We start from the raw sequence: 22,642 nt of genomic DNA, 5'->3' as shown, positions 1-22,642 counted from the left end.
CTAGGGTCACCGAGTGACCCGGCGATCACGCGCAGTAACTCCACTCCTCCTCCTTACCGTCTCCCTCACCGCCTTCACGGCCCTCTGCGTGCTCCAGCGCATCCCGATGGCCGACGCGCTGGTCTACCGGGCCGAGGGCGAGGCCGTCGTACACGGCGGCGACCTCTACGGCTTCACCGTCACCGAGTGGCGACTCCCGGCCACGTACCCGCCCTTCGCGGCCTTGCTGTTCGTCCCGACCACCTGGGTTCCGGTGGGCGTCCTCAAGGTGACGTTCCTCGCCGGCAACGCGCTCCTGCTCGCCTGGTTCGTCCACCTCTCAACGCGCCTGGCCGGCCTCCCGACCCGTCTCGCCACGACAAGCGCCCTCACCGCCCTGGCCCTCTGGCTGGAGCCCGTCTTCCAGACCCTCCTCTTCGGCCAGATCAACCTGGCGATCGCCTGCCTGGTCCTGTGGGACCTCACCCGCCCGCCCGGCGCCCGCGCCAAGGGTCTGGCCCTGGGCATCGCGACCGGCATCAAACTCACCCCGGCGGTCTTCATCGCGTACCTGCTGCTGCGCCGCCGACACCGAGAGGCGGCGACGGCGACGGCGGCCTTCGCGGGGACGGTGGCCCTGGGCGCCCTGACGCTCCCCACCGCCAGCCTCGACTTCTGGACCAGCCGCCTCTACGACACCGACCGCGTCGGCAAGCCCTGGATCGTGGACAACCAGTCCCTCCAGGGCCTCGTCGCCCGCACCCTGGGCGACCCGGCACCAGGCCCGGCCTGGGCACTCCCGGCGGTAGCCGTAGGAATCACGGGCCTCTGGCTGGCGGCTCGCGCTCCCGACGACCGCCGAGGCATCCTCCTGACGGCCTTCACCGGCCTCCTCGTCTGCCCGATCAGCTGGTCCCACCACTGGGTGTGGTGCATCCCGCTGACGGCCGTACTCCTGGCCGAGGGCCACCCCCGCCTGGCCGCCCTCACGGCAACCCTGTTCACGGCCCGCACGATGTGGCTGCTCCCGCACGCGGGCGACCTGGACCTGCATCTCCCTTGGTGGCAGGAGCCGTTGGCGTCGCCGTATCCGGCGCTGGGGCTGGCCGTCCTGGTCTCAGCCTGTTTACGGCAGCAAGATGTCCCGGTCGTCGTAGACCCGCAGTGTCACCAGCACCAACCGCCCTCGGGACACCGCGTACTCCGCGACGATCTCCGAGGTGAGCCGGACCTCGCGATCGCGCACGCCGACGCCGATCAACCGTGACACGTCCGGGTAGGGATCTCTGGCCAGCATCTCGACGGCCTTGTCCAGGGAAGCCCTGTGCGTGGCACTCAGACGATCACGCTCCCGCGCGGCGTGTTCCGTGTACAGCACCTCGTGAAACCGACGCTGAGCCATCCGCCCCTCCCTGTGACTGCTCCTATGCGTGCTCAGCTCTCCGCCAGAATCTCGTCCGCGTCCATGATCCGGTACGCGTACCCCTGTTCCGCCAGGAAGCGCTGGCGGTGGGCGGCGAAGTCCTGGTCGATCGTGTCGCGGGCGACGACGGAGTAGAAGTGGGCCTGGTGGCCGTCGGCCTTGGGGCGCAGGACGCGGCCGAGGCGTTGGGCCTCCTCCTGGCGGGAGCCGAAGGTGCCCGACACCTGGACGGCGACCGTCGCCTCGGGCAGGTCGATGGAGAAGTTCGCGACCTTGGACACGACGAGGACGCTGATCTCCCCTTGCCGGAAGGCGTCGAAGAGCTTCTCGCGCTGGGCGTTGGAGGTCTCGCCCTTGATGACGGGGGCGTTCAAGTGCTCGCCCAGTTCGTCGAGTTGGTCGATGTACTGGCCGATGACGAGGATCTGCTGCCCGGCGAAGCGGCGGACGATCGCCTCCGTGACCTTCCGCTTGGTCGCGGTGGTCGCACAGAAGCGGTACTTCTCCTCGGTCTCGGCGGTGGCGTACGCGAGCCGCTCGGACTCCGTGAGATTGACCCGTACCTCGACGCAGTCGGCCGGCGCGATGTAGCCCTGCGCCTCGATCTCCTTCCAGGGCGCGTCGAACCGCTTCGGTCCGATGAGGGAGAAGACGTCGGACTCCCGCCCGTCCTCCCGGACCAGGGTCGCCGTCAGGCCCAGCCGGCGCCGCGCCTGGAGGTCCGCCGTGAACTTGAAGACGGGCGCGGGCAGCAGGTGCACCTCGTCGTAGAGGATGAGCCCCCAGTCCCGGGAGTCGAAGAGCTCCAGGTGCGGGTAGACGCCCTTACGGCGGGTCGTCAGTACCTGGTACGTGGCGATGGTGACGGGGCGGATCTCCTTCTTCGTCCCGCTGTACTCGCCGATCTCGTCCTCGGTCAGTGAGGTCCGCTTGACCAGCTCGTGCTTCCACTGCCGGGCGGAGACGGTGTTGGTGACGAGGATGAGGGTGGTCGACTTGGCCTGCGCCATGGCCCCGGCGCCGACCAGCGTCTTGCCGGCGCCGCAGGGGAGTACGACCACCCCGGAGCCGCCGTGCCAGAAGTTCTCCACGGCCTGCTTCTGGTAGGGCCGAAGCGCCCACCCGTCCTCGTCCAGCTCGATCGGGTGCGCCTCGCCGTCGACGTACCCGGCGAGGTCCTCGGCCGGCCAGCCCAGCTTCAGCAGCGTCTGCTTGATCTGCCCGCGCTCGGAGGGATGCACGGCCACCGTGTCGGGGTCGATACGCGCACCGACGAGCGGAGCGACCCGCTTCGAGCGCAGGATCTCCTCCAGCACCGGCCGGTCGGTGGTGGTGAGCACCAGCCCGTGTGTCGGATGCTTGCTCAGCGTCAGCCGCCCGTAGCGGTCCATCGTCTCGGCGATGTCGACGAGCAGCGCGTGCGGCACCGGATAGCGGCTGTACTGCACGAGCGCGTCCACGACCTGCTCGGCGTCATGCCCGGCCGCCCGCGCGTTCCACAGCCCGAGCGGCGTCACACGGTAGGTGTGGATGTGCTCGGGCGCCCGCTCCAGCTCCGCGAACGGCGCGATGACCCGACGACAGTCGTCGGCCAGCTCGTGATCGACTTCGAGGAGGAGGGTCTTGTCGGACTGGACGATGAGTGGGCCATTCACGTACGTGCACATCCCTTCCGCACGGCCAAACGTCCAGTGTGCCTCATGCGCAAGCGATCAAGCGGGCCGTGCGATGGCACCGTGCCGCTTTCGCACCCTGTCGACCAGGGCGAGCGTGTCCGCAGTACGTTCGGCATCCTCGGTCCGGTGATACAGGTCGGCGGCGAGCTCCAGATTCTCCAGGGCCTCGGTGTTGCAGCCCTGCTGGAGCAGAGTTTCCGCCAGGCTCCTGAACTCGTGGGCCATGCGGTGATCGTCCCTGCTTTCGAGGAAGGCTTCCAGAGCGAGGGTGTGAAGACGCACAGCCTTGTTCCATTTGCCCTGCCGCTGGCGTACGAGGGCCATGTTGCCCAGGGCCGTCGCCTCACCGTGACGGTCTCCCAGGCGCCGGAATATACCCAGTGCTTCCTGCTGAGCGGTGAGGGCCGCTTCGAACTTTCCAGCGGCGATGAGTGTGCCGGCGTAGTTGGAAAGCTCGACCGCTCTGTCATGGGGAAGGAGCAGGCCGTCGGGCAGGTCGAGCACGCGCTTGTGCAGTTCCAGAGCTTGCTCGGCCTTCCCGTCGTCGCGCGTCGCCGTAGCGAGGCTGCCCAGAGCCTGGGTGTAACCTCGCAGATCGCCCTGTTTGCGGAAGATCTTCGCAGCCTTGCGGAGAGTGCGAGCTGCCTCCTCTCTGCGGCCGAGTTCGGTCAGGGTCTCTCCGATGTTGCTCAGAGCCTGTGCCACTCCGGTTCGGTCACCGGCACGTCTGAACAGCTGTGCTGCTTCGGTTTGGGCTGCCACGGCCTGCTCGAACCTGCGCTGCTCGTGGAGTGAGAGCCCGAGGTTGTTCAGTGCGCCGGCCAAGGCTTGGCGCTGCTTCAGCCTCCGGCAGATCTTGATGGCCTTGTAGTGCGTGCGAACGGATTTACCCAGTTTGCGCTGGTCCCGGAGTACTACGCCGAGGGAGCTCAGCAGGGCAGCCCGGTAAAGACTGTCCCGTCGCCGTCGGCTCGACTGGATGCCCGCGGTCAGTACCGCTTTGGATTCCTCCAAGTACCGCATCTCTGTCAGGAAGTGCGCGAGCGGTGCCGCCAGGGCCAGACACATCAGATCGTTGCCGGTCTCATGAGCCCAGAGGGCGGCCGCGACCAGGGTTCGCCTTTCGGCCTCCAGCCACCGCAGCGCCTCGGCTCGATCGGCGAAGCCCGGCTTCGCCCCGGAGCGCGGTCCCGTGGGGTCGAACAGCGTGCCGCACGCCAGGTCGGTCATCTCGCGCAAGTAGGCGTACAGACGCATGAGGTCGTTGTCCCAGGAGCCGCCGTCCGAGCTGAGCCGCCCCTCGGAGTAGAGCCGTACGAGACTGTGCAGCTGCCAGCGGCCGTACGGCTCTCGCGGCTCGACCAGGTGCCTGCGCCCCAGGTCGTCCAGGAGCCGACCGGTTTTCTCGACGCTCTCGCCGTACAACCGGGCCGCGGCCTCGGTGGAGAAGTCCGGTCCGGGATGCAGGCACATCAGCCGGAAGAGCTTCGCCTGTTCCCCGGTGAGCCTTCGGTAGGACAGCTCGAACGCCGCGGCCACGGCGCGTTCCTCCCTGCTGAGCACGGAGAGCCTGGGGCGCGTGCCCTCAAGGTCGCCGCGCAGGCGGGACAGGGGCCGGGCCGGCACGTCCATGAGCAGGGAGGCCACGATGCGCAGAGCCAGCGGCAGACCGCCGCACAGCGCGACGAGCCGCTCGGCGTCCTCGGCTTCGTCGGCCACGCGGGAGTCCTCGGGCAGCGCCGTGCGCAGGGCCTCGCCCAACAGCTCCCGGCCTTCGGCGGCGGACAACTCCCGCAGGGTGAGCGCCAGGACGTCCAGTTCCGCGAGGGAGTGCCGCGCGGACATGAGCGTGGCCGTGCTCCCGTCACCGGGCAGGAGATGGCGGATCCTGCCGGTGGGCGGCACGTCGTCCAGAACGACCAGAACCCGGCGTCCGGCGGCGGCCAGCGCAGCGAGTGCGGAACGGTAGATGCGCGCGCGTTCCTCGGTCCCGGGCGGAATGTGTTCCGGAGGGATGCCGAGGGCCCGCAGGAGCACGCCGAGCGCACGTTTCGGTGACACCCCGCGCTCCGGGTCGTAGCCGTGCAGATCGACGAAGAGGACTCCGCCGGGGAACCAGCCCTCTTCCCGTAGCGCTCGGTGGGCGGCCTGGAGCAGGAGTTCGGTCTTGCCCGCCCCGGCGAGCCCGGTCACCGCCACGGTTGCCGCCGGCTCGTCCGGTGGCGCCGGGGCCAGAGCGCCCAGGACCTGGTCCAGCAGGCCGCGGCGCCCAGCGAAGGTCGCGGACGCCGGGGGAAGTCCGGCGAGCGCGGGGTCCGGGCGGTCCAGGAGCGTCAGAGTGACTTCCTGTGCCTGGACGACGGGGCCGACGAAGACTCCTCCGCCGATGTGGTTCCGGGTGTCGCCGGTCATGCCCCGGCCTGCCGGTACCGGGTGACAGCTCTGTCGTAGGCGATGATCTCGGCTTTGGTGAACATGGCCTGGTTCTCCTCGGTGACCATGTAGCCGACCTCGCGGCCGGCCTGGAAGAACGCGGGGTCGATGCCCAGCTCGGCCGAGAGTTCCGCCATGTTCAGCATCGCCCTGTCGACGTCTTCCCTGGTGATAGGGGTGGGTTCGTCGGCATCGAGGTCGAAGAGCAGCGGGTCGCCCGGTCCTGGCTCACGGCCGAACTTCTTTCGGAAGGCGTCCAGCTGGGCTTTCACGAGTTTCCCGGTGTCGGCCGACAGCCGCGTCACGGAACTGCCGTCCGCGTTCCAGATCTGCTCGGCGGGGCGGTCCGACCGAAGGTGCGCGGCTACTCGCTCGCCGCCCTTGCGGCGGACCTTGCGCAGCACCGCCTCGCGTACGGCCTCGCGCCGCTCGGCCCATTGCTCGTCCGGTTCCCCCGGAGCACCGTCTGTCTCGTCGGTGCCGTCTGTCTCGTCGGGGTCGGCTTCGTCTCGTCGGGCGGCGGAGCTGATGCGCATCCTGGCGTGCATGCCGGCCCAGCCCAGCCCGTCCGGGGTGATCGCGCCGTGCCCTGCGGATATCTCGGACATGCCCATCCCGAAGGCCAGGCGCGGCAGGGCGAGACCGGGAGAACTGGTCCAGAGCAGGGCGTCCGAGGGGATCGGTTCGGTGAACGCGGGTAGTGCGAAGAGACATCCGAGGGTGTCGGCGACGGACATCTCCCGCTCGGGCGCGACGAGGAGCAGGTCGAGCACCGGCACCAGCGTCGATGTCTCGTCCAGGGACAGAGCCCACGCCCATGCGTGCTCGCCCATGTCCTCCAGAGGCTCGCCCGGGTTCGCCAGCAGCGCCGCGTACAAGGCAGGCAACAGCACGCCGGACTCCCTCTCCACCGGCTGCCCGGCGTCATGGAACCGGCGCAGCCCGTCACGGAGAACGGCCTGGGGCGTGTCCTCGGCCCAGGCGGTCTCTTCTCCGGACCTCCAGAACCGCTCGATCCGCTCCTCGGCGTCCGCAGGTGGCTCGGGGAACCGCAGATCTACGGACGGCCCGTAGAGCGCGCGGCAGGCAAGGAGAGACGTCTCGGGCAGCAGTCGCCGGGGCAGCCGGCGTGCGTCGAGTCCGGCCGCTTCCAGCCGTCCGGCGAGCACCACCATCAGGTCCGGGTCGTCCACCGGGAGCCCCAGCTCCGCGCTGGCCGAGACGGCCTCGCGGACGAAGCGCTCGATGCCCCGGCCGTGCACGGTGCCGCGCAGAAGGCGCAGCCATGCGTCGCGCGCGTTGGCGAACTCGGCCTCGTCACGAAACGGCCAGGAGGCGAGGAGGCCCAGGAACAGCGCGTCCAATGGGTCGATCTCCCGGTGCCAGTGCGGGGCGGTCCCCTCCTGCTGAGCCATCCACAGCATCCCGAATCCGGCGGCGTAGGCAGCGGCCAGGCTGGGCCTCTCCGGAGAGTTCGCGCGTAACAGTCGCCCGATCGCCTCGTCGCCGAGTGCGCGCGGGTCATCGCCGGTCATGGCGCCGGCCGAGGCGGCCGGGGCCGTCCTCCGCGCCCGCTGTTCCTGCTTCTTCCTCGATGCTCTGCCCACATCGCCTCCCCGACGCAAGGATGACGCATCGCACCGACACTCCAGGCTGAGATGGTCCGACAGTCGCCCCCTACGTCACGGGTTCACCGGGCCGGTGCGCCACCACGCGATGAGGTTCGCGGCGTTCGAGTCGTTCGCCACGACAGCGATGAGCTGGTCGTCGAAGGACCAGGCCATGCGGTAGATGCCGTCCTTCCAGTAGCAGGTCAATGTTCCGGTCTCGGCGCCGTCCTGGCTCCAGGTGCTGGCGTAGTTCTTGTCGGGCTCGCAGTCGGCGGCTGTGTCGGAGACGGTGAAGAGCGACCTCACTCCGGCCAGCCATGTCGACAGGTCGTCCGCGTTGTCGAAGGAGAGAGCGAGCGGCTCCTGTTCGGGGCCCTTGGCAGACTTGCAGTTGATTGCGGCGGCGGCGTAACTGCCGGTCTCAGCGCCGTGGCAGCCGGACAGGTCCGTGCCCTCGACCCGGTCGGCCAGGTCCCGCTGAGCCGGCGACAGACCGGAGCCCTCTGAGCCGTCCGTGGCCGGCGTGGATGCCTTGTTTCCCTCGCCTCCCGTGCCAGGGGCTGTCGAGGAGCCTCCTGTCGTCGGTGACGATGAGGCCGCGGAAGCGGCGTTCGGACCGGTGCTGTCCTGGAACCAGCCCTTGACCAGCTCCTGCGGCACACCGCTCAGCAAGCTTGCGACCGCGCCGAGCAGCGCCAGCCCGATGGCGAGTCGTGGGCTCATGCCGAGTCCGTGCCCGTCGCCCGACGGCCCACCCCCCGGCCCCGGTGTTCCCGGTCCTGGATCGCTCATCACGGCCGCCCCCTGCCGTCCCCCGATGCCGCATCCGGTCCGACGATGCGCTGTCACCGGGATAGCACGGGCCGCCGTGATCGATACAGCCGTTTTGCGTATTTTCTGATTCGGATCACCGCTCAGGAGCTGTTCACCCTGATCGTCCGCCGACTCCGGGCGATGACTGGCGGCGCCCCCGCAGCCGACGGCCGGCGTTGTCGTTCACCGACGCTCATCACGCCCACAGCCGACGGGCCCCACGTGCAACCCAAGACCCCGCACAGGTGTCTGGAGGGGCGGGAGCGGCGCGGGCGCGCGGCGTGGTGAGGAGCTCGCGGTGATGTCGGTACGCAGGTTGGGGGTGGGGCTCGGGGCCACGGGGGTGCTGGTGGCGACGGGCGCGTGGGTGGTGTGGCCCCAGGGTGTCGACGGCCGGCTGTGGAGCGAGGTGCGGCCGGTGATCGAGGCGCGGCTCGTGGTCGACTCGAAGGGCGGGGGGTATGCGGAGACGGTGCCCGGCCTGAGGGCGCGCTGGTTCTGCCGGGCGGAGGCGGTGGACCTGGAGGAGCGCGACGGCGTCGTACGGGCGGGCGTCACCACGCTGTGCAGGACGTACGGGGAGCGCGGGGGCCAGCTCGTGGAGTGCGACGGCTCCCAGTACCCGCAGGTGCTGCGGCTGAAGCGGGAGACGGACGGCGACTACCGCGTCGTATCGCGGGAAGAACCGCCGGACGGGGAGGGCTACGCGCAGTGGGAGAAGGACCACTTCAGCTCCTTCGACGAATCCGAACTCGACGGCACCATGTCGGACACGCCCCTGAAGGCCGCCGCGCTCGCCCACTTCGGCCTCCCCGCGAACGCCCGGGTCACGGAGGTCTGCTGACCGGGCCCGCCGCTCACACGTCCTCCACCAGCTCCGCCACCCCCGTCACCCGGTGCAGCGGATACGTCCGTACCTCGTCCGCCGTGTGGTCGTACGCCGTGACGAAGCCGCCCTCGACGCGGATCGGGGCGATGACGCGCTGGCTGGCGGAGCCCTCGGCGTTGACGTAGCCGATCCAGAGGGCCTCGCCGGTGAGGACGGCGGCCTGCATGGTGGCGAGGGTCTCGGCGCTGCTGGTGCGGGGGAGGCTGCCGTTCGTGGCGGGGGTTTCCGTGGGCTTGCGAGGGGTCGTGGCGGCCATGTCGCCCGCCCGGATCGCGCGGATCGCCGCCGACAGGAGCGTGGTGTCCGGGGGCGGCGGGCCGTCCGGGACCGGGGTGGGGGCGGTGCGCGGCGGGGTGCGGTGGGCAAGAGCCCGGGTGATCAGGACGTCGCCCTCGGCGGACTCGGCGGCCGGGGCGAAGCCCATCGACCGGAGTCCCTCCAGGAGCGACGCCGGGTCCGCCTGGGACGCCAGCACCGTGGGTGCCAGGCGGCGCAGGCGCAGGCCCGCCGAGCGCTTGTCGGCGAGGATCTCGTTGAGCATGGCGTCGTCGTCGCAGCGGACGTACGCCGACGCCGCACCGATCCGCAGGTGCCCGTGTCTGCGCGCCACGTCGTCGATCAGGTAGGCCAGCGGCTGCGGAACGGGCGTACGGGAGTGGGCGTTGAGGAAGTCGTGCAGGTCGGAGGCGGACCGGCCGGCGTCCAGGGCGCGGCGGACCGAGCCCGGTGTGAAGCGGTAGACCGTCGCCCCGCCCTTGGACTCGACGTCCGCGAGCACCCCGAGCATGTCAGCCAGTGGCCGTTGCAGCGGGCCGGGAGCCACCGCCGTCAGGTCCGCCTGGAGCAGGACGTGGTCCAGCGGCTCGGGCAGGAGCGGGGCGAGGAGACGGGCGGCGGAGGCCGACGCCACGGCCTGTTCGGGCGGGGTCAGGGGCTCCAGGAGGGGGGACGGGTGTGGGCGGTGGTGCACCGGCAGCTTGTCGCCGGGGCCCGTCGGCTCGTCGGCCGGCCGATTTCGCGCCGGGACGCCCAGTAGCGCCCTCCCCTGCCCCGACAGCGCACCCCTCCCCGTCACGCCCAGCATCTCCGCCTCGGACAGCGTCCAGCGGGCCAGCCTCGTGCGCAGGTCGTCGTCTCGCTCCGGGCCCCGCAGCGGACGCTCCCACCGCAACCGGGCCAGCACCGACTCCGCGGCTGGCGACGCACCCTCGGGCAGGTCGGCGAGCAGGGCCAGCACCCGGTGTCGTACCTCAGGCGCCGCTGAACGATCCAGGCCCGGGCCGAGCGCCGACAGCGTGCGTTCCTTCGCGTCCCGGCCGCCCACCACCCCCGCCGTCCGGGTCGCCGACAGCCACGCCTCCGCGAGCCGCGCCCAGCGCTGTGCGGCGGGCTGCTCCAGCCACTCGTCGTAGGCCGGGGTCGCCGCGTACCGCTCGTCCGCCTCCCCGTCCGAGGCCACCAGGCCCGCCGCGTACGCCAGCTCGACCCAGAAGGCGGCGACGGGCTCCGCCGCGTCCAGTGCCACGGCCGTCCGCTTCAGGTCGCGCACGCTCAGCCCGCCCGCCCGCAGCACCGCCGGACCGCCCTCGTCCCAGTCCTTCAGCAGCTCCTCGACGGTCGCCAGAGCGGTGTACGCCTGCCCGGCCGCCGCCCCGTCCACAAGCTGTGGACGATGCGTGGCCGCGGCCTCGACCACGGGCGCCACGGGCTCGACGGCACGGTGTGCCCGCCCCTCCCGCAGATGCAGGGCCACCTCCCGAGGCAGTACGACCGTCCCGGGCGCCGTCGGCAGCAGCAGCCCGCGGTCCAGGAGCCAGCGCAGCCGGGCGGCGGGGTCGGCCGTCACCTGGCCGTACGGCGGGCCCCACACCAGGCGCCGCAGGACGTCGAGGGAGTCCGCCGAGGCGTCGGCGAGCAGCTTCGTCATCCGCCGGCGATCCGTGAAGAGGGCCGTCAGCGAAGCCACCGCCGACACCGCGTCGTGCGTCGACGGCAGCCCGGCCGCCGTCACGATCTCCTGGATCCGGCCCGGCGACATGCCCGCCGTGGCCTCCTGCACCGAGGGACCCAGCCCCGTCGGGGACGGGTGCTGCGGCGAGGGCGCGAGCAGCTCACGCGCCGTGCGCACGAGCCGCAGTCGCTGGTCATCGCCCCACACCAGCGCCTGCTCCCGCAGCGTCGCGACCGCACGGGGCAGCGCCGCCTCGACCGCCGCATCGCCCGAGTCACCCGCCAGCAGCCCCAGCAACTCGCCGTACGCCGCCGGTTCCGCCGACACGGCCAGCGCCTCCGCCGTCTGCAGCGCGAAACGGTCCAGCCGCTCCAGCGCCCGCACGACCGACGCGCGCGTGCCGGCCCGCGTCGCCAACTGCGTGAGATCGGTGGGGACGGGCGTGATGAGGTCGGGGCGGCTGCGCAGGAGTGCGGCCAGAGAGGCGTCGTCACGCGCGCGCAGTGCCTCCGCGAGTGAACGCGGGGCCGCCGGCTTCTCCTCGGTGCTCATCCGACCCACGGTAGCGGGTGGGTACGACGATGAGGGGCGCCCGGGTTTCCTGGACACCCACGTCCGCCCGTGACCGTGCCCGATACCGGTTACGTCTTTCACCACCTTGCTTCCGGGCAGGGTGCCCGGTCTTTCAGGGCCGGGGTGAATGCCCGCTTCCGCGTAGCGGGGCAGGGGAGGCCGGATCGCCGCCAGGGCGATTCGGCGCGCCGGGCTCGGCGGCGCGGCGCACGACGGCGATCAGCCATGAGTTCAGGGACCGGTCGTCGGCAGCCGCGGCGGCCACGGCCATCTCGTGCACGTCGTCGGGGAGGCGCAGGTTCACATGCTTCGTCATGGTCCCATTCTGGCACTGGACCCAAAATCAAGCTAAGATGGGACCATGGCTCGGTTTCGTATGCACCCGACGGCCGCCCAGGAGGCGGTCATGCGTGAGCACTGCGCGCACGCCCGGTACGTGTGGAACCTGGCGGTCGAGCAGCACTCGCACTGGCGCAGGTGGCGCAAACCCGCTCCCGGTTTCGCCGAGCAGTGCCGCCAGCTGACCGAGGCCCGGCGCGAGAACGAGTGGCTGGGTGCCGGGAATGCGGACGTTCAGCAGCAGGCCCTGAAGGACTTCGCCAAGGCCAAGAACGCCAGGTTCACCTCCGGCTTCGGTGAGCCGACCTGGCGAAAGAAGTTCATCCACGAGGGCTTCCGCGTCATCGGCACCGACCGCGTCCCGGAGTTCAACACCGACGGCACGCCGAAGCTCAACACCAAGACGGGCAAGCAGATCCTGGGCCGCTTGGTCGTCGTGCAGAAACTGAACCGCAAGTGGGCGCAGGCGAAGGTACCCGGCTGCGGCTGGGTGAAGTTCCGCCTCACCCGCACCGAACTCCCGTCGGCGAAGACGTTCCGCGTCACGCTCAAGAACGGGCAGTGGCATATCGCGTTCGCGGTCGTCCCCGAACCGATCGCCGCGCCCGGCACGGGCGAGGTCATTGGCATCGACCGGGGCGTGACTGTCACCGCCGCCCTGTCCGACGGCCGGAAACTGAACTGCCCCCAGCTCACGGCCAAGGAGCGGGCGCGGATCCGCAAACACCAGCGCCGCGCCGCCCGCGCCCCCAAGAGCAGCGAGGCCAAGACCGCCGAGTACGCGAAGGCGGCCCGACTCAAAGCACGGGAAGCCGACCGGCGCAAGGACTGGTGCGAGAAGACCAGCACCATGCTCGCCCGCACCTGTGACCTCGTGCGGTTCGAGAAGCTGAACATCAAGAACATGACCTGCTCGGCCAAGGGGACGGCCGAGCAGCCCGGCAAACGCGTGAAGCAGAAGACCGGGCTCAACCGGGCCATCCTCGCCCAGGGCTGGGGCCTGCTCCGCCAGCGCACCGAGCACAAGGCTCCCGGCCGCGTCGAGGACATCCCCGCCCCGTACACGAGTCTGCGGTGCAGCGCCTGCGGATGGATCGACAAGAACTCGCGCAAGAGCCAAGCCGAGTTCGTCTGTTCCCTCTGCGGCTTCACCTGCAACGCGGACACCAACGCAGCAACCAACGTCGCGGCAGGACAGGGCGGGATTCCCCGCCCCCGGCGAACAGCCGGTGCCGGAGGGACAACACCCCGCAAGGGATCGAATGTCCGTGAACCCCAGCCCAAGTAGGCTGGAATCCTCCTCTTTTAAGAGGGGGAGGATGTCAAGGGGTATCCAACGCACCAACCCCGGAGGGGACTTCGTGGGTATCGAGAGCGACCAGGTCGTCTACGAGTATCTGAGCCGGGTCGGTGACGTGGCGCAGCAACGACAGCTGCCCTCCTCCACCCGTATGCGCCTCGTCTCGCAGCTGCGGGAGGAGATCGACCGCAGCCGCGCCAAGGCCGTCGTGGACAGCCCCGCCGCCGTCCGCCGCATCATCGACCGCCTGGGCAGCCCCGACGAGGTCGTCGCGGCCGCCCGCGTCAACCCCGGTACGCCACAGGCACCGGCCGCCGCCGTGCCCGTACAGCGGGATCGGGAGAAGACAGACGAGGACGAGCGGCCGAAGGGGCTGCGCCGCGTCGTGCCGTTCCCCCGACCGCGCCCCGCCGACCCGAGCCCCCCGCCTGACGACGCACCCACCCCGCCGCATCTCGCAGGCGCGAGCGAGCTCGGGAACAGCGCCACGCAGGCCGACTGGTGGCGGGTGGACAGCACGCCGTTCGGGGTCGGGGACAGCGTCCCGGGATTCGTCGGCGGCGTGGAGATCCCGGAACTGCTCAAGCCCCCGCCACCGAAGGACCTGGAGAAGGAGGGGGCCCAGAAGCCCGCCCCCGCCGTCGAGAAGTCCGAGGAAGGGGGGACGGAGGAAGCCGAGGAGGCGGAGAAGGCGCCCCGCCGACGGCTCCTCCCGCGACGCCCTCTCCGCCGTGCCGGCGGTGGCTGGAGCAACCCCCTCCTCCTGCTCGCCGCCGTGCTCCTCGTCGCGGGCGCGGTCATCGGCAACTGGTTCGCCCTCATCGCGGGCTGGCTCATCGCCTACGCCTCGCGCCGCCTGACCGTCACCGAGTCGAAGTGGGCCGTCATGGGCCTGCCCGGCCTCGCCGTCGCCGCCGGGGTGACCTGGCTGTGGGGCAGGACCGAGGGTCGCTGGGGCGACCCCATCGCCGAGGGCCAGATGAACGACGCCGTCGCGCAGACCTGGCCGTGGGTGGTGCGGGGCGCGGCCGTCGCGTCGGCGCTGTACCTGGTGTGGCGCTCGCAGAAACAGCGGTAGACGTACAAGACGGAGAACAAGACACAGAACAAGACGTAGAAAGGGTGCAGGTCACACCGACCCCCGGCCTGTCCGTCGTACCGGCTGGGCACAATGGCCCATATGACGTCTTCCGCCGCTTCTCCCGTCCTGACCGTCGGGTTCGACCTCGACATGACCCTCATCGACTCCCGGCCCGGCATCCACGCCTGCTACACGGCGCTCGCCGAGCGGACGGGGACGTACATCGACGCCGACCTGGCGATCACCCGCCTCGGGCCGCCGCTCGCGGACGAGTTGATCAACTGGTTCCCGACGGACCAGATCGACGCCATAGGCGATCTCTACCGTTCGATGTACCCGACGATCGCCATCGCCGCGACGCCCGCGATGCCCGGCGCCCGTGAGGCGATCGCCGCGGTGCGAGAGGCCGGCGGGCGGGCGATCGTCGTCACCGCCAAGTACGAGCCCAACGCCAAGCTCCACCTGGAGCACCTGCGCATCGACGCCGACGAGGTCATCGGCAACCTGTGGGCCGAGCAGAAGGCGGACGCGCTGCGCGAGCACGGCGCGAGTATCTACGTCGGCGACCACGTGGGAGACGTCCGCGGCGCCCGCAAGGCCGGCGCCTTCTCGCTCGCCGTCGCGACCGGCCCCTGCGATGCGGAGGAACTGCGTACGGCCGGGGCGGATGTCGTGCTCCCCGATCTCACGCACTTCCCGGCCTGGTTGTCGGATTCGGACAGTCTTAAGCAGGGCATGTTCTAGCGACCGGCACGCGCCTGACGGCGCCCCGCGGCAATCGACTGAAGCACACCCGCGCCCGCCACCAGGAAGCCGACGCCCATGAGCATGCTCAATCCGAACATGTACGTCGGAAATGGCGTCGTGCCGATCAGGAACGGGGCCACGGTGACCAGAGTGGCCACGGCGCCGATGAAGAACACGATGGCACCGGCACGGATCAGTCGGTCACCGGCGGCGGCGGAATTCGTTTGGGTTTTGTCACGCACCGGACCAGGGTAGTTCCCTGCGCGAAGGAACAACCGGGCGACGTCTTGTCACCGGCCTGAAGACCATTAGCCTTGGTACCGGCGGGTCCAACGACCCGCCCCAGTGCTATCAAGAGCCGTTTCCGAAGCAGTTTTCCGACGAGTACGAGGACGAGGACAGACGTGCCTACCGGCAAGGTCAAGTGGTTCAACAGCGAGAAGGGCTTCGGCTTTCTCTCCCGTGACGACGGCGGTGACGTCTTCGTCCATTCCTCGGTTCTCCCCGCCGGAGTCGATTCCCTGAAGCCGGGACAGCGAGTGGAGTTCGGAGTCGTCGCCGGACAGCGCGGCGACCAGGCACTTTCGGTCACGATTCTCGACCCGACACCGTCCGTCGCGGCGGCCACCCGCAAGAAGCCGGACGAACTGGCCTCCATCGTCCAGGATTTGACGACCCTCCTGGAAAACATCACTCCGATGCTGGAGCGGGGCCGCTACCCCGACAAGGCCGCCGGCGGCCAGATCGCGGGTCTACTGCGCGCGGTCGCCGACCAGTTGGACGTATAGCCCCTTTCCGTCAGGGGAAATCGAGCGCGTTCGGGCCGAGGGGCGGTACGAGCCCCTCGGCCGCCGCCCGTGTCAGCAGCCCCCGGATCGCCGCATAGCCGTCCTCGCCGAGGTCGGCGGTGAACTCGTTGACGTACAGCCCGATGTGCTGGTCGGCGACGGCCGGGTCCATCTCCTGGGCGTGCTCCATGACGTAGGGGCGGGAGACCTCGGGCTCGTCCCAGGCGGCCCGCACGGACGTACGGATGGACTCGGCGAGAGTCTCCAACACCCGCGCCCCCAGCGCCCGCTTGGCGATGATCGCGCCGAGCGGGATCGGCAGCCCGGTGGTGTCCTCCCAGTGCTCGCCCATGTCCGCGAGCTTGTGCAGCCCGTAGTTCTGGTACGTGAAACGCGCCTCGTGGATGACGAGCCCCGCGTCGACCTTCCCGTCCCGCACGGCGGGCATGATCTCGTGGAACGGCATGACGACGATCTCCCCGACGCCGCCCGGGAGCGTGTCCGCCGCCCAGAGCCGGAACAGCAGATAGGCCGTCGACCGCTCGCTGGGCACGGCGACGGTACGCCCGGTCAGATCGGCCCCCGCCTCCCGCGTCAGCACCAGCGGCCCGCAGCCCCGCCCCAGCGCGCCCCCGCAGGGCAGCAGCGCGTACTCGTCGAGGACGTACGGCAGCACGGCGTACGACACCTTCAGCACGTCGAACTCACCGCGCTCGGCCATGCCGTTGGTGATGTCGATGTCCGCGAAGGTCACGTCGAGCGCGGGCGCGCCGGGGACGCGGCCGTGGGCGAGGGCGTCGAAGACGAAGGTGTCGTTGGGGCAGGGGGAGTAGGCGATCTGCAGGGGCTGAGGATCAGGGCTCATGTCTGTTCCAACTCTCCAGTGCGGGTGCCAGCTTCCCGAAGGCCTCCGTGAGGGCCGTGAGCGCGTCGCCGATGCGCCAGGCGGCGCGGTCACGCGGGCCAATGGGATTGGAGATCGCGCGGACCTCCAGCACCGGCACGCCGTGCGCGGCGGCCGCCTCGGCCACCCCGAAGCCCTCCATGGCCTCGGCGAGGGCGTGCGGGTGGCAGGTGCGGAGGGCGGCGGCGCGGGCGGCCGTGCCGGTGACCGTGGAGACGGTCAGGACGGCGCCGGTACGTGCTCCGGTCGCGGCGGCGGTGACTCGTACGAGTGCTTCGGGTGGACGGTGGGTGACGACCCCGAACCCGAGTTCCGTCACCGGAAGGAATCCGTCGGCCGTCTCGGCGCCCAGATCGGCCGCGGTGATCTCGTCGGCGACGACGAGCGAGCCGACGGGGGCGTGGGGCAGGAATCCGCCGGCGATTCCGGTGGAGACCACGAGGTCGTAGGGGGCGCCTTCGAGCGCCGCGGCGGTGAGGGCGGCGGAGACGGAGGCGGCGGCGAGGGCGGGGCCCACGCCGGCCGCGAGGAGGTCGTATGTCTCGGTGACCCGGTGGAGGGTGACTCCGGGGCGGGCGATTTCGCTTACGTACCCGGTGAACGCCCTTGCCACCGCGTCCCGTTCGACCGGGACGGCGGTGGCAAGGAGGATGCGCATGGGTGGAGGGGGCTGACCCGGGGCCGGATCAGGCGTCCGCGTTGACGAGCTTGAAGTTCCACACGCCGATGAACTTGGAGCTGGTGGCTGCCTTGTTCTGCTGGACGACGCTGATGTACAGCTGCTTCGGCGCGGCCTGGCCCTGCTGGTCGGCGAAGAGGTCGACGCCCTGGAAGGAGTAGTACGTCTTCTTGTACACGCTGGTGACCTGCTGGCCGTTGATCCACAGGGCCCAGCCCGTGTCGGCGATCTCCGGGTCGACACCGATGCGCAGGGTCTCGCTCTGCGTCACCTCGATCGAGTCGGTCGCCTTCTTCAGCGCGCACTTCGTGGCCTTCTCCTGGCCGATGTTGTCGCCGTCCTCGTAGCAGGCGGCCTCGGCGCTCACCGAGTTCTTGCCGACGGTCACGGTGGCGCGCGGGGTCGGCTTGTCGCAGGCCGAGAGAACGAGCAGTCCGGCGGATACGGCGCCGGCGACAGCGACGGCGCGGCGGCGTCGCACAGCGGATTGCATCGAGGTCATGGCCGAAGGCTATCGGGCACGTGGGGCCCGTCCCTCACGTGGGGTACGGGCGTGGCGTGGGTCGGGCCCGGGTTAGGCCACGCGAGGCTTCCCGGCGCCGCCGTGACGGGCCGAACTCAGCAGGCCGCGGGCGGTGGTGAGCCAGCCGGTGGCGACGATCGCGGCGGCGACCGACAGGCCCAGCGTGCCGTTGAGCGGCAGGGCGATGCCGATCGCGCCGCCCAGCACCCAGGCCATCTGGAGCATCGTCTCGGAGCGGGCGAACGCGGAGGTGCGGACCTTCTCCGGCACGTCCCGCTGGATCAGCGCGTCCAGGGACAGCTTGGAGAGGGCCTGCGCGAATCCGGCGATCGCGGCGAGGACGGCCACCAGAGCAGCGCCGAAGAAGATCGCGGCGGTGATCGCGGCGCCCAGCACGAAGGCGACGACGGTCACGATGATGATCTCCGGCGCCCGCTGTCTCAGCCCCGCCCCGACCGCCGTACCGATCGCGTTGCCCGTGCCCGCCGCGACGGCCACTATCCCCAGCGACACCGCCGCGCTCTCGCCCGTCAGCGGGTGCTCGCGCAGCAGGAAGGCGAGGAAGAAGATCAGGAAGCCGGAGAGGCAGCGCAGGGCGGCGTTGGCGCCCAGCGCGTGGGTGACGGCGATGCCGACGGTCCGCAGGCCCGGCCGCTTGACCGGCTTGAGGTGCGGCCCGTGCAGATGCTGCTCGTCCGCCGCGAGGAGCGCGATGTCCTCGCCCTTGGCCGAGTCGACCTTCCCCGGCAGAGTGAAGGACAGGATCGTGCCCGCCACGAAGATCACGAAGGCGCCGTAGAGCGGAAAGCGCGGCCCGATCGCCTGGAGCCCCGCCCCGATGGGCGCCGCCACACCGGTCGCGAGGAGCCCGCCGAGGGTCACGCGGGAATTGGCCTTGACCAGGGAGAAACGGGGCGGGAGGAGACGGGGCACGACGGCGCTTCTGACCACCCCGTACGCCTTGGAGGCGACCAGGACGCCCAGGGCGGCCGGGTAGAGCTCGATGCTGCCGGTGGCGACGGCCCCCGAAAGCAGCAGCGCGAGCAGCGCTCTGGCCAGCATCGCGCCGGCCATCGCCGCCCGGCGGCCGTGCGGGAGGCGGTCCAGGAGGGGGCCGATCACGGGCGCGAGGACCGTGAAGGGCGCCATGGTGATGGCCAGGTAGAGCGCGACGCGGCCCCGGGCCTCGTCGGTGGGGACGGAGAAGAAGACGGTGGAGGCGAGGGCGACGGTGATCATGACGTCGCCGGCGCCGTTCACGGCGTGCAGCTCGATCAGCTTGCCGAGGCCGGACTCGCCGGCGCCGTGCGCATGGGTGGCCTTGCGGATGCCTCGGGCGGGGCCCGTCACCGGAAAGTGCAGGGCACGGCCGACCGAGCGGAGGGGGCCGCTCATCCGACCCGTTCCGCTGCCTCGGCTGCTCCCCTTGAGCCCACCGATACCGGTGGCACCTTCGGGCGTCCTCGCGGCTGCCACTCCGCCATAGTGCCCCGAGAACGACATTGATAGTGGGGTTACCGCGCGTATGGCTGCGTGCTTCGCAGCGGATTCATAGCCGACCCGCACGGGTGGGTGGGTGGGAAAGAATCGCCGCGAAGCGGCGAACAGTCCCGTCGGTGTAGGCCGAGCGCCGGCGAACAGGTAGCGTGCGTAGCGCGTCGTGGCGAACGTTCTCGGCCGCGCGCCTCTCAGCCATCCCGCAGAATGGATGGCAGCAGGTGCGCCCGAGCGCGATCGGGCGTGAACGTTGACGCGGCCCACTGGTCCGCTCCGTTCGCGCCCTCCGCCTCGAACCGGCGCACCCGAGAGACGGCGTAGGAGAGAAGCGATACCTGTGAGCGCAGCGACAACGCGAAGCCGCACCCCCGACCGCCTGTGCGCCGAGGCCGTCGACCTCGCCCGCTCCGCAGCCGAGGAGGCTGCCGCGCCCGGGGTGGTCGGCGAGCACGTGAGCGTGGAGGTCGAGGGTGACCGGGTGGTCACGCACTTCTTCGAGTGCAAGGAACTCGGGTACCGGGGCTGGCGCTGGGCCGTGACGGTGGCGAGGGCATCGCGGGCCAAGCTGGTCACACTGGACGAGGTGGTGTTGCTCCCGGGCCAGGACGCCCTCCTCGCCCCCGAGTGGGTGCCGTGGAGCGAACGCCTGCGCCCGGGCGACATGGGCCCGGGAGACCTCCTCCCCACCGACGCCGAGGACCTCCGCCTGGAGCCGGGCTTCTCCGGCGAGGAGGAGCCCCCGCCGAGTTCGGCCGTCTCGGAGGACATGGCCGAGCTGGTGGAGGCGGAGGACGCGGACCTCACGGCAGGCACCCCGGCCCACCTGGCGATGGCCCCCACCCGAGGCTCGATCGCGTCGGTGGCGGAAGAACTGGGCATGCGCCGCGCGAGGGTCCTCTCCCGCTACGGCCTCCACACCGCAGCCGACCGCTGGGAAGACGGCTACGGCCCCAAAACCCCGATGGCCCAGGCGGCCCCCGCAACCTGCGTCAGCTGCGGCTTCCTCACCCCGATCGGCGGCTCCTTGGGCCAGGCCTTCGGCGTCTGCGCGAACGAGTTCTCCCCGGCGGACGGCCGGGTGGTCTCCTTGGCGTACGGCTGCGGCGGCCACTCGGAGGCAGCGATCATGCCGACGCCACCCCGGCCGGCGGAACCGGTGATCGACGAGACGAGGGTGGACCCCTTCCCGCTGCGCCCGGCGGCGGATTCGGGGTCGGTGCCGGCGGTGGCGGATGAGGATGCGGCGGAGTTGGGGCACTCGTAGGGAGGCCGGGCAGGGTCCGGAGGTCCGGAGGGAGTGATTGGAGCCTTCGGCCCATCCCGGGCCAGCCGACCTGCGGTTTCCCTCCCGAGGCCTGGGCCGAAGAGGCCAATCGCTGAGCTCGGGGTCGTTCACAGGGACCGGCTGTAGCATCCGCCCGCCCTCATACGTTCGTCGTGAAGGGCCTTGAAGGCGGGGGGAGTTCCGGTGAGCGACGGGATTGAGCGGGAGTATCGCGGGCGGCGGGTGGCGTCGGTAGTGGTGGTTGCCCTGGTGGCCATGGGGCTGCTGGTCGTGCTCAACGCGTCGAGCGCGATGGCGCTGGACGGGCAGACGGCGTCGGACTGGTCGGACTGGCTGGTCCTGGCGCTGTGGGTGTTCATCGGTGTCCGGGTGGTGCTGGAGCAGTGGTGGGCGCGTACGTCCGTCACGGCCGACGGGGTCACCGCGCGAGGGCCGTTCCGCACCCGTACCTTCGCCTGGTCCGAGGTCTACGGCATCCGGGTCGAAGGCAGCAAGCGGGGCAGCCCCCGCTGGCCGGCCTATCTCTACGCCACCGATGGGCGCAGGGCCCGTCTCCCCCACCTGGACGAGCAGCAGCTGGACGACCCGGTCGCCGAGGTCGCCGACCTGTGCGCCACGGCCGTACGGCTCGGGCTCACGTCCCTGGAGACGCGGGCCGAGGTGGAGGAGCGCATCCAGCGTGGGGCGCGGCGGCGTAAGGCGTGGCAGCGGGCGGGGTTCGCGAGCCTGGTCCTCGCGCTCGCCGCGTTCGTCTTCGAGACCTGGGCGATCTTCACCGACCGGCCGACGCATATGTACCTGCTGGTCCTGGGCGTCCCGCTGCTCTGCCTCCCCGTCTTCTTCCTCCTACTGGACCGCCTCGGCGAGACCCTCGCCGGCCGGCGTTCCCCGAGCCAGGCCTGACGCCGGAAAACGCATGGCCGACGGGGCCGCCCGCTCCCCCGTGGAGGGCGACCCCGTCGAACCCGAACCGAGTCGACGTGTGTCAACGCGTCTCGCAACCGGACCTGTCGTCGACGGGGTCGGTCACGCACTGATCCCGGCCGGCATGGCCGCGTACGACGTCACGGATACCGTCAAGCGCGAACAGCTTGTCGTTCCCCGCGCTGCCCCTGAGGATGTCCGTGCCAAGGCCGCCGGCCAGAGCGTCGTTGCCCCAGTTCGCGGTGAAGTTGAGGCCGTTTCCGCCGTCCAGGGTGTCGTTGCCCGCGTAACCCGAGAGGGTGTCGTTGCCGGCGAACCCCCGCAGGTGGTCGTCGCCTGCGCTGCCCCTGAGGGTGTCCGTGCCGGGGCCGCCGGATAGGGCGTCGTTGCCCCAGTTCGCGGTGAAGTTGAGGCCGTTTCCGCCGTCGAGGGTGTCGTTGCCCGAGTACCCGGAGAGGGAGTCGTTGCCAGCGAACCCCCGCATAAGGTCGTCGCCTGCGCTGCCCCTGAGGGTGTCTGTGCCGGGGCCGCCGGATAGGGCGTCCTTGCCCCAGTTCGCGACGTAGCTGAGCCCGTCCCCGCCGTCCAGGGTGTCGTTGCCCGCGTACCCCGACAAGGAGTCGTTGCCGGCGAACCCCCGCAGACGGTCGTCGCCTGCGCTGCCCCTGAGGGTGTCCGTGCCGGGGCCGCCGGACAGGGCGTCCTTGCCCCAGTTCGCCGCGAAGTTGATGCCGTCTCCGCCGTCCAGGGTGTCGTTGCCCGACTCTCCCCAGAGGGAGTCGTTGCCCCAGAAGCCCCGCAGGAGGTCGTCGCCGGCCGAGCCCAGGAGAGTGTCGGAGCCGGCCTCGCCTGCGATGAGGTCGTTGCCGGTGTCGCCGACCAGTCGGTCGTCGCCGGCGTCTCCGCAGATGACGTCGTTGCCGCCGCCCCCGTTGATCGTGTCGTTGCCGGCCAGGCCGGCGATGATGTCCCTGCCCGGGCCGGCGTTGATGGTGTCGTTGCCGGGGCCTCCCCAGACCGTTGCGTTGAGGCCGTAGCAGCGCGGCGGGTTCGCGGCGGCGGCGGCGTCCGTCTGGGTGGCCGCCGTGGCTGCCAGGGCCAGCGCTGCGGCGCCGGCCCCCGCGAGGATCCTTGTTCGGCTGATCCTTCGGCCGATCCTCGGCTTGGTGGTTCGTGCGTTCATGGGCTTCTCCCCGTTCGTGAGCCGCTCTCCGCCCGTTCGAGGGGG

The 22,642-nt window shown here is 70.9% G+C and carries 20 protein-coding genes; 8 read left to right on the top strand and 12 right to left on the bottom strand.

Annotation, left to right across the window (positions count from 1 at the left end):
* The first annotated feature begins 106 nt into the window (after window positions 1-106).
* Window positions 107-1,246 carry a glycosyltransferase 87 family protein gene (locus AC5DRG_RS23860; protein WP_491813128.1) on the top strand — a complete coding sequence of 380 codons (1,140 nt, stop codon included), beginning with the start codon at window positions 107-109 and terminating at the stop codon, window positions 1,244-1,246.
* A gap of 167 nt (window positions 1,247-1,413) precedes the next feature.
* On the opposite strand, the gene AC5DRG_RS23855 is transcribed toward AC5DRG_RS23860, so the two are convergent.
* The 4 genes from AC5DRG_RS23855 to AC5DRG_RS23840 form a co-directional block, all read right to left on the bottom strand.
* Window positions 1,414-3,057 (bottom strand): DNA repair helicase XPB, encoded by a 1,644-nt coding sequence (locus AC5DRG_RS23855; RefSeq protein WP_491812660.1) that lies wholly within the window; start codon window positions 3,055-3,057, stop codon window positions 1,414-1,416.
* A 57-nt stretch (window positions 3,058-3,114) separates the two neighbouring features.
* Window positions 3,115-5,490 (bottom strand): tetratricopeptide repeat protein, encoded by a 2,376-nt coding sequence (locus AC5DRG_RS23850; RefSeq protein WP_491812659.1) that lies wholly within the window; start codon window positions 5,488-5,490, stop codon window positions 3,115-3,117.
* On the bottom strand, window positions 5,487-7,118 hold the full coding sequence (locus AC5DRG_RS23845) for a hypothetical protein (protein WP_491812658.1): 1,632 nt from the start codon (window positions 7,116-7,118) through the stop codon (window positions 5,487-5,489). The genes AC5DRG_RS23850 and AC5DRG_RS23845 overlap by 4 nt, the downstream gene beginning before the upstream one ends.
* A 75-nt stretch (window positions 7,119-7,193) precedes the next feature.
* Window positions 7,194-7,844, bottom strand: a complete 651-nt coding sequence (locus AC5DRG_RS23840) for a hypothetical protein (protein ID WP_491812657.1) — start codon at window positions 7,842-7,844, stop codon at window positions 7,194-7,196.
* A gap of 391 nt (window positions 7,845-8,235) precedes the next feature.
* Here AC5DRG_RS23840 and AC5DRG_RS23835 point away from each other — a divergent pair, with 391 nt between their 5' ends.
* Entirely contained in the window at window positions 8,236-8,778 is a 543-nt protein-coding gene (locus tag AC5DRG_RS23835; protein WP_491812656.1) for a hypothetical protein, read from the top strand.
* A 13-nt stretch (window positions 8,779-8,791) separates the two neighbouring features.
* Here AC5DRG_RS23835 and AC5DRG_RS23830 read toward each other — a convergent pair whose 3' ends face one another.
* Window positions 8,792-11,326, bottom strand: a complete 2,535-nt coding sequence (locus AC5DRG_RS23830; protein ID WP_491812655.1) for a helicase-associated domain-containing protein — start codon at window positions 11,324-11,326, stop codon at window positions 8,792-8,794.
* A gap of 133 nt (window positions 11,327-11,459) precedes the next feature.
* Window positions 11,460-11,663 carry an Arc family DNA-binding protein gene (locus tag AC5DRG_RS23825; protein ID WP_491812654.1) on the bottom strand — a complete coding sequence of 68 codons (204 nt, stop codon included), beginning with the start codon at window positions 11,661-11,663 and terminating at the stop codon, window positions 11,460-11,462.
* Window positions 11,664-11,708: 45 nt separating this feature from the next.
* Here AC5DRG_RS23825 and AC5DRG_RS23820 point away from each other — a divergent pair, with 45 nt between their 5' ends.
* The 3 genes from AC5DRG_RS23820 to AC5DRG_RS23810 all read left to right on the top strand — a co-directional run bounded on the left by AC5DRG_RS23820 (window position 11,709) and on the right by AC5DRG_RS23810 (window position 14,811).
* Window positions 11,709-12,974: an RNA-guided endonuclease InsQ/TnpB family protein gene (locus AC5DRG_RS23820; protein WP_491812653.1), complete on the top strand. Its 1,266-nt coding sequence runs from the start codon at window positions 11,709-11,711 to the stop codon at window positions 12,972-12,974.
* Window positions 12,975-13,047: 73 nt separating this feature from the next.
* A complete protein-coding gene (locus tag AC5DRG_RS23815) occupies window positions 13,048-14,064 on the top strand; it encodes a hypothetical protein (protein ID WP_491812652.1) in 1,017 nt (338 codons plus the stop codon).
* Window positions 14,065-14,157: 93 nt separating this feature from the next.
* On the top strand, window positions 14,158-14,811 hold the full coding sequence (locus AC5DRG_RS23810; protein WP_491812651.1) for an HAD family hydrolase: 654 nt from the start codon (window positions 14,158-14,160) through the stop codon (window positions 14,809-14,811).
* On the opposite strand, the gene AC5DRG_RS23805 is transcribed toward AC5DRG_RS23810, so the two are convergent.
* Window positions 14,808-15,056, bottom strand: coding sequence for a hypothetical protein (locus AC5DRG_RS23805; protein ID WP_491812650.1), 249 nt, complete (start codon window positions 15,054-15,056; stop codon window positions 14,808-14,810). The two genes, AC5DRG_RS23810 and AC5DRG_RS23805, sit on opposite strands and share 4 nt — an antisense overlap.
* A gap of 162 nt (window positions 15,057-15,218) precedes the next feature.
* Here AC5DRG_RS23805 and AC5DRG_RS23800 point away from each other — a divergent pair, with 162 nt between their 5' ends.
* On the top strand, window positions 15,219-15,602 hold the full coding sequence (locus tag AC5DRG_RS23800) for a cold-shock protein (protein ID WP_491812649.1): 384 nt from the start codon (window positions 15,219-15,221) through the stop codon (window positions 15,600-15,602).
* Window positions 15,603-15,612: 10 nt separating this feature from the next.
* Here the strand turns inward: AC5DRG_RS23800 and AC5DRG_RS23795 are convergent, their stop codons facing one another.
* From AC5DRG_RS23795 to AC5DRG_RS23780, 4 genes are all read right to left on the bottom strand, one after another.
* On the bottom strand, window positions 15,613-16,467 hold the full coding sequence (locus tag AC5DRG_RS23795) for a 1,4-dihydroxy-6-naphtoate synthase (protein WP_491812648.1): 855 nt from the start codon (window positions 16,465-16,467) through the stop codon (window positions 15,613-15,615).
* The gene (locus AC5DRG_RS23790; RefSeq protein WP_491812647.1) at window positions 16,457-17,164 is read right to left on the bottom strand and encodes a futalosine hydrolase; all 708 of its coding nucleotides are present in this window, start codon (window positions 17,162-17,164) and stop codon (window positions 16,457-16,459) included. Before AC5DRG_RS23790 ends, AC5DRG_RS23795 begins: the two co-directional genes overlap by 11 nt.
* A gap of 28 nt (window positions 17,165-17,192) precedes the next feature.
* Window positions 17,193-17,687: a hypothetical protein gene (locus AC5DRG_RS23785; protein ID WP_491812646.1), complete on the bottom strand. Its 495-nt coding sequence runs from the start codon at window positions 17,685-17,687 to the stop codon at window positions 17,193-17,195.
* A gap of 72 nt (window positions 17,688-17,759) precedes the next feature.
* On the bottom strand, window positions 17,760-19,184 hold the full coding sequence (locus AC5DRG_RS23780; protein WP_491812645.1) for an MFS transporter: 1,425 nt from the start codon (window positions 19,182-19,184) through the stop codon (window positions 17,760-17,762).
* Window positions 19,185-19,542: 358 nt separating this feature from the next.
* On the opposite strand from AC5DRG_RS23780, the gene AC5DRG_RS23775 reads away from it, so the two are divergent.
* A complete protein-coding gene (locus AC5DRG_RS23775; RefSeq protein WP_491812644.1) occupies window positions 19,543-20,469 on the top strand; it encodes a DUF3027 domain-containing protein in 927 nt (308 codons plus the stop codon).
* Window positions 20,470-20,673: 204 nt separating this feature from the next.
* Window positions 20,674-21,393 carry a PH domain-containing protein gene (locus AC5DRG_RS23770; RefSeq protein WP_491812643.1) on the top strand — a complete coding sequence of 240 codons (720 nt, stop codon included), beginning with the start codon at window positions 20,674-20,676 and terminating at the stop codon, window positions 21,391-21,393.
* A gap of 82 nt (window positions 21,394-21,475) precedes the next feature.
* Here AC5DRG_RS23770 and AC5DRG_RS23765 read toward each other — a convergent pair whose 3' ends face one another.
* The gene (locus AC5DRG_RS23765; protein ID WP_491812642.1) at window positions 21,476-22,597 is read right to left on the bottom strand and encodes a calcium-binding protein; all 1,122 of its coding nucleotides are present in this window, start codon (window positions 22,595-22,597) and stop codon (window positions 21,476-21,478) included.
* Between the last annotated feature and the right edge of the window lie 45 nt (window positions 22,598-22,642).

This window comes from Streptomyces sp. JLBG701 (genome assembly GCF_058544905.1).
Note: the sequence above shows the minus strand (reverse complement) of the source record. Positions and strands in the feature narration are given on the sequence as shown.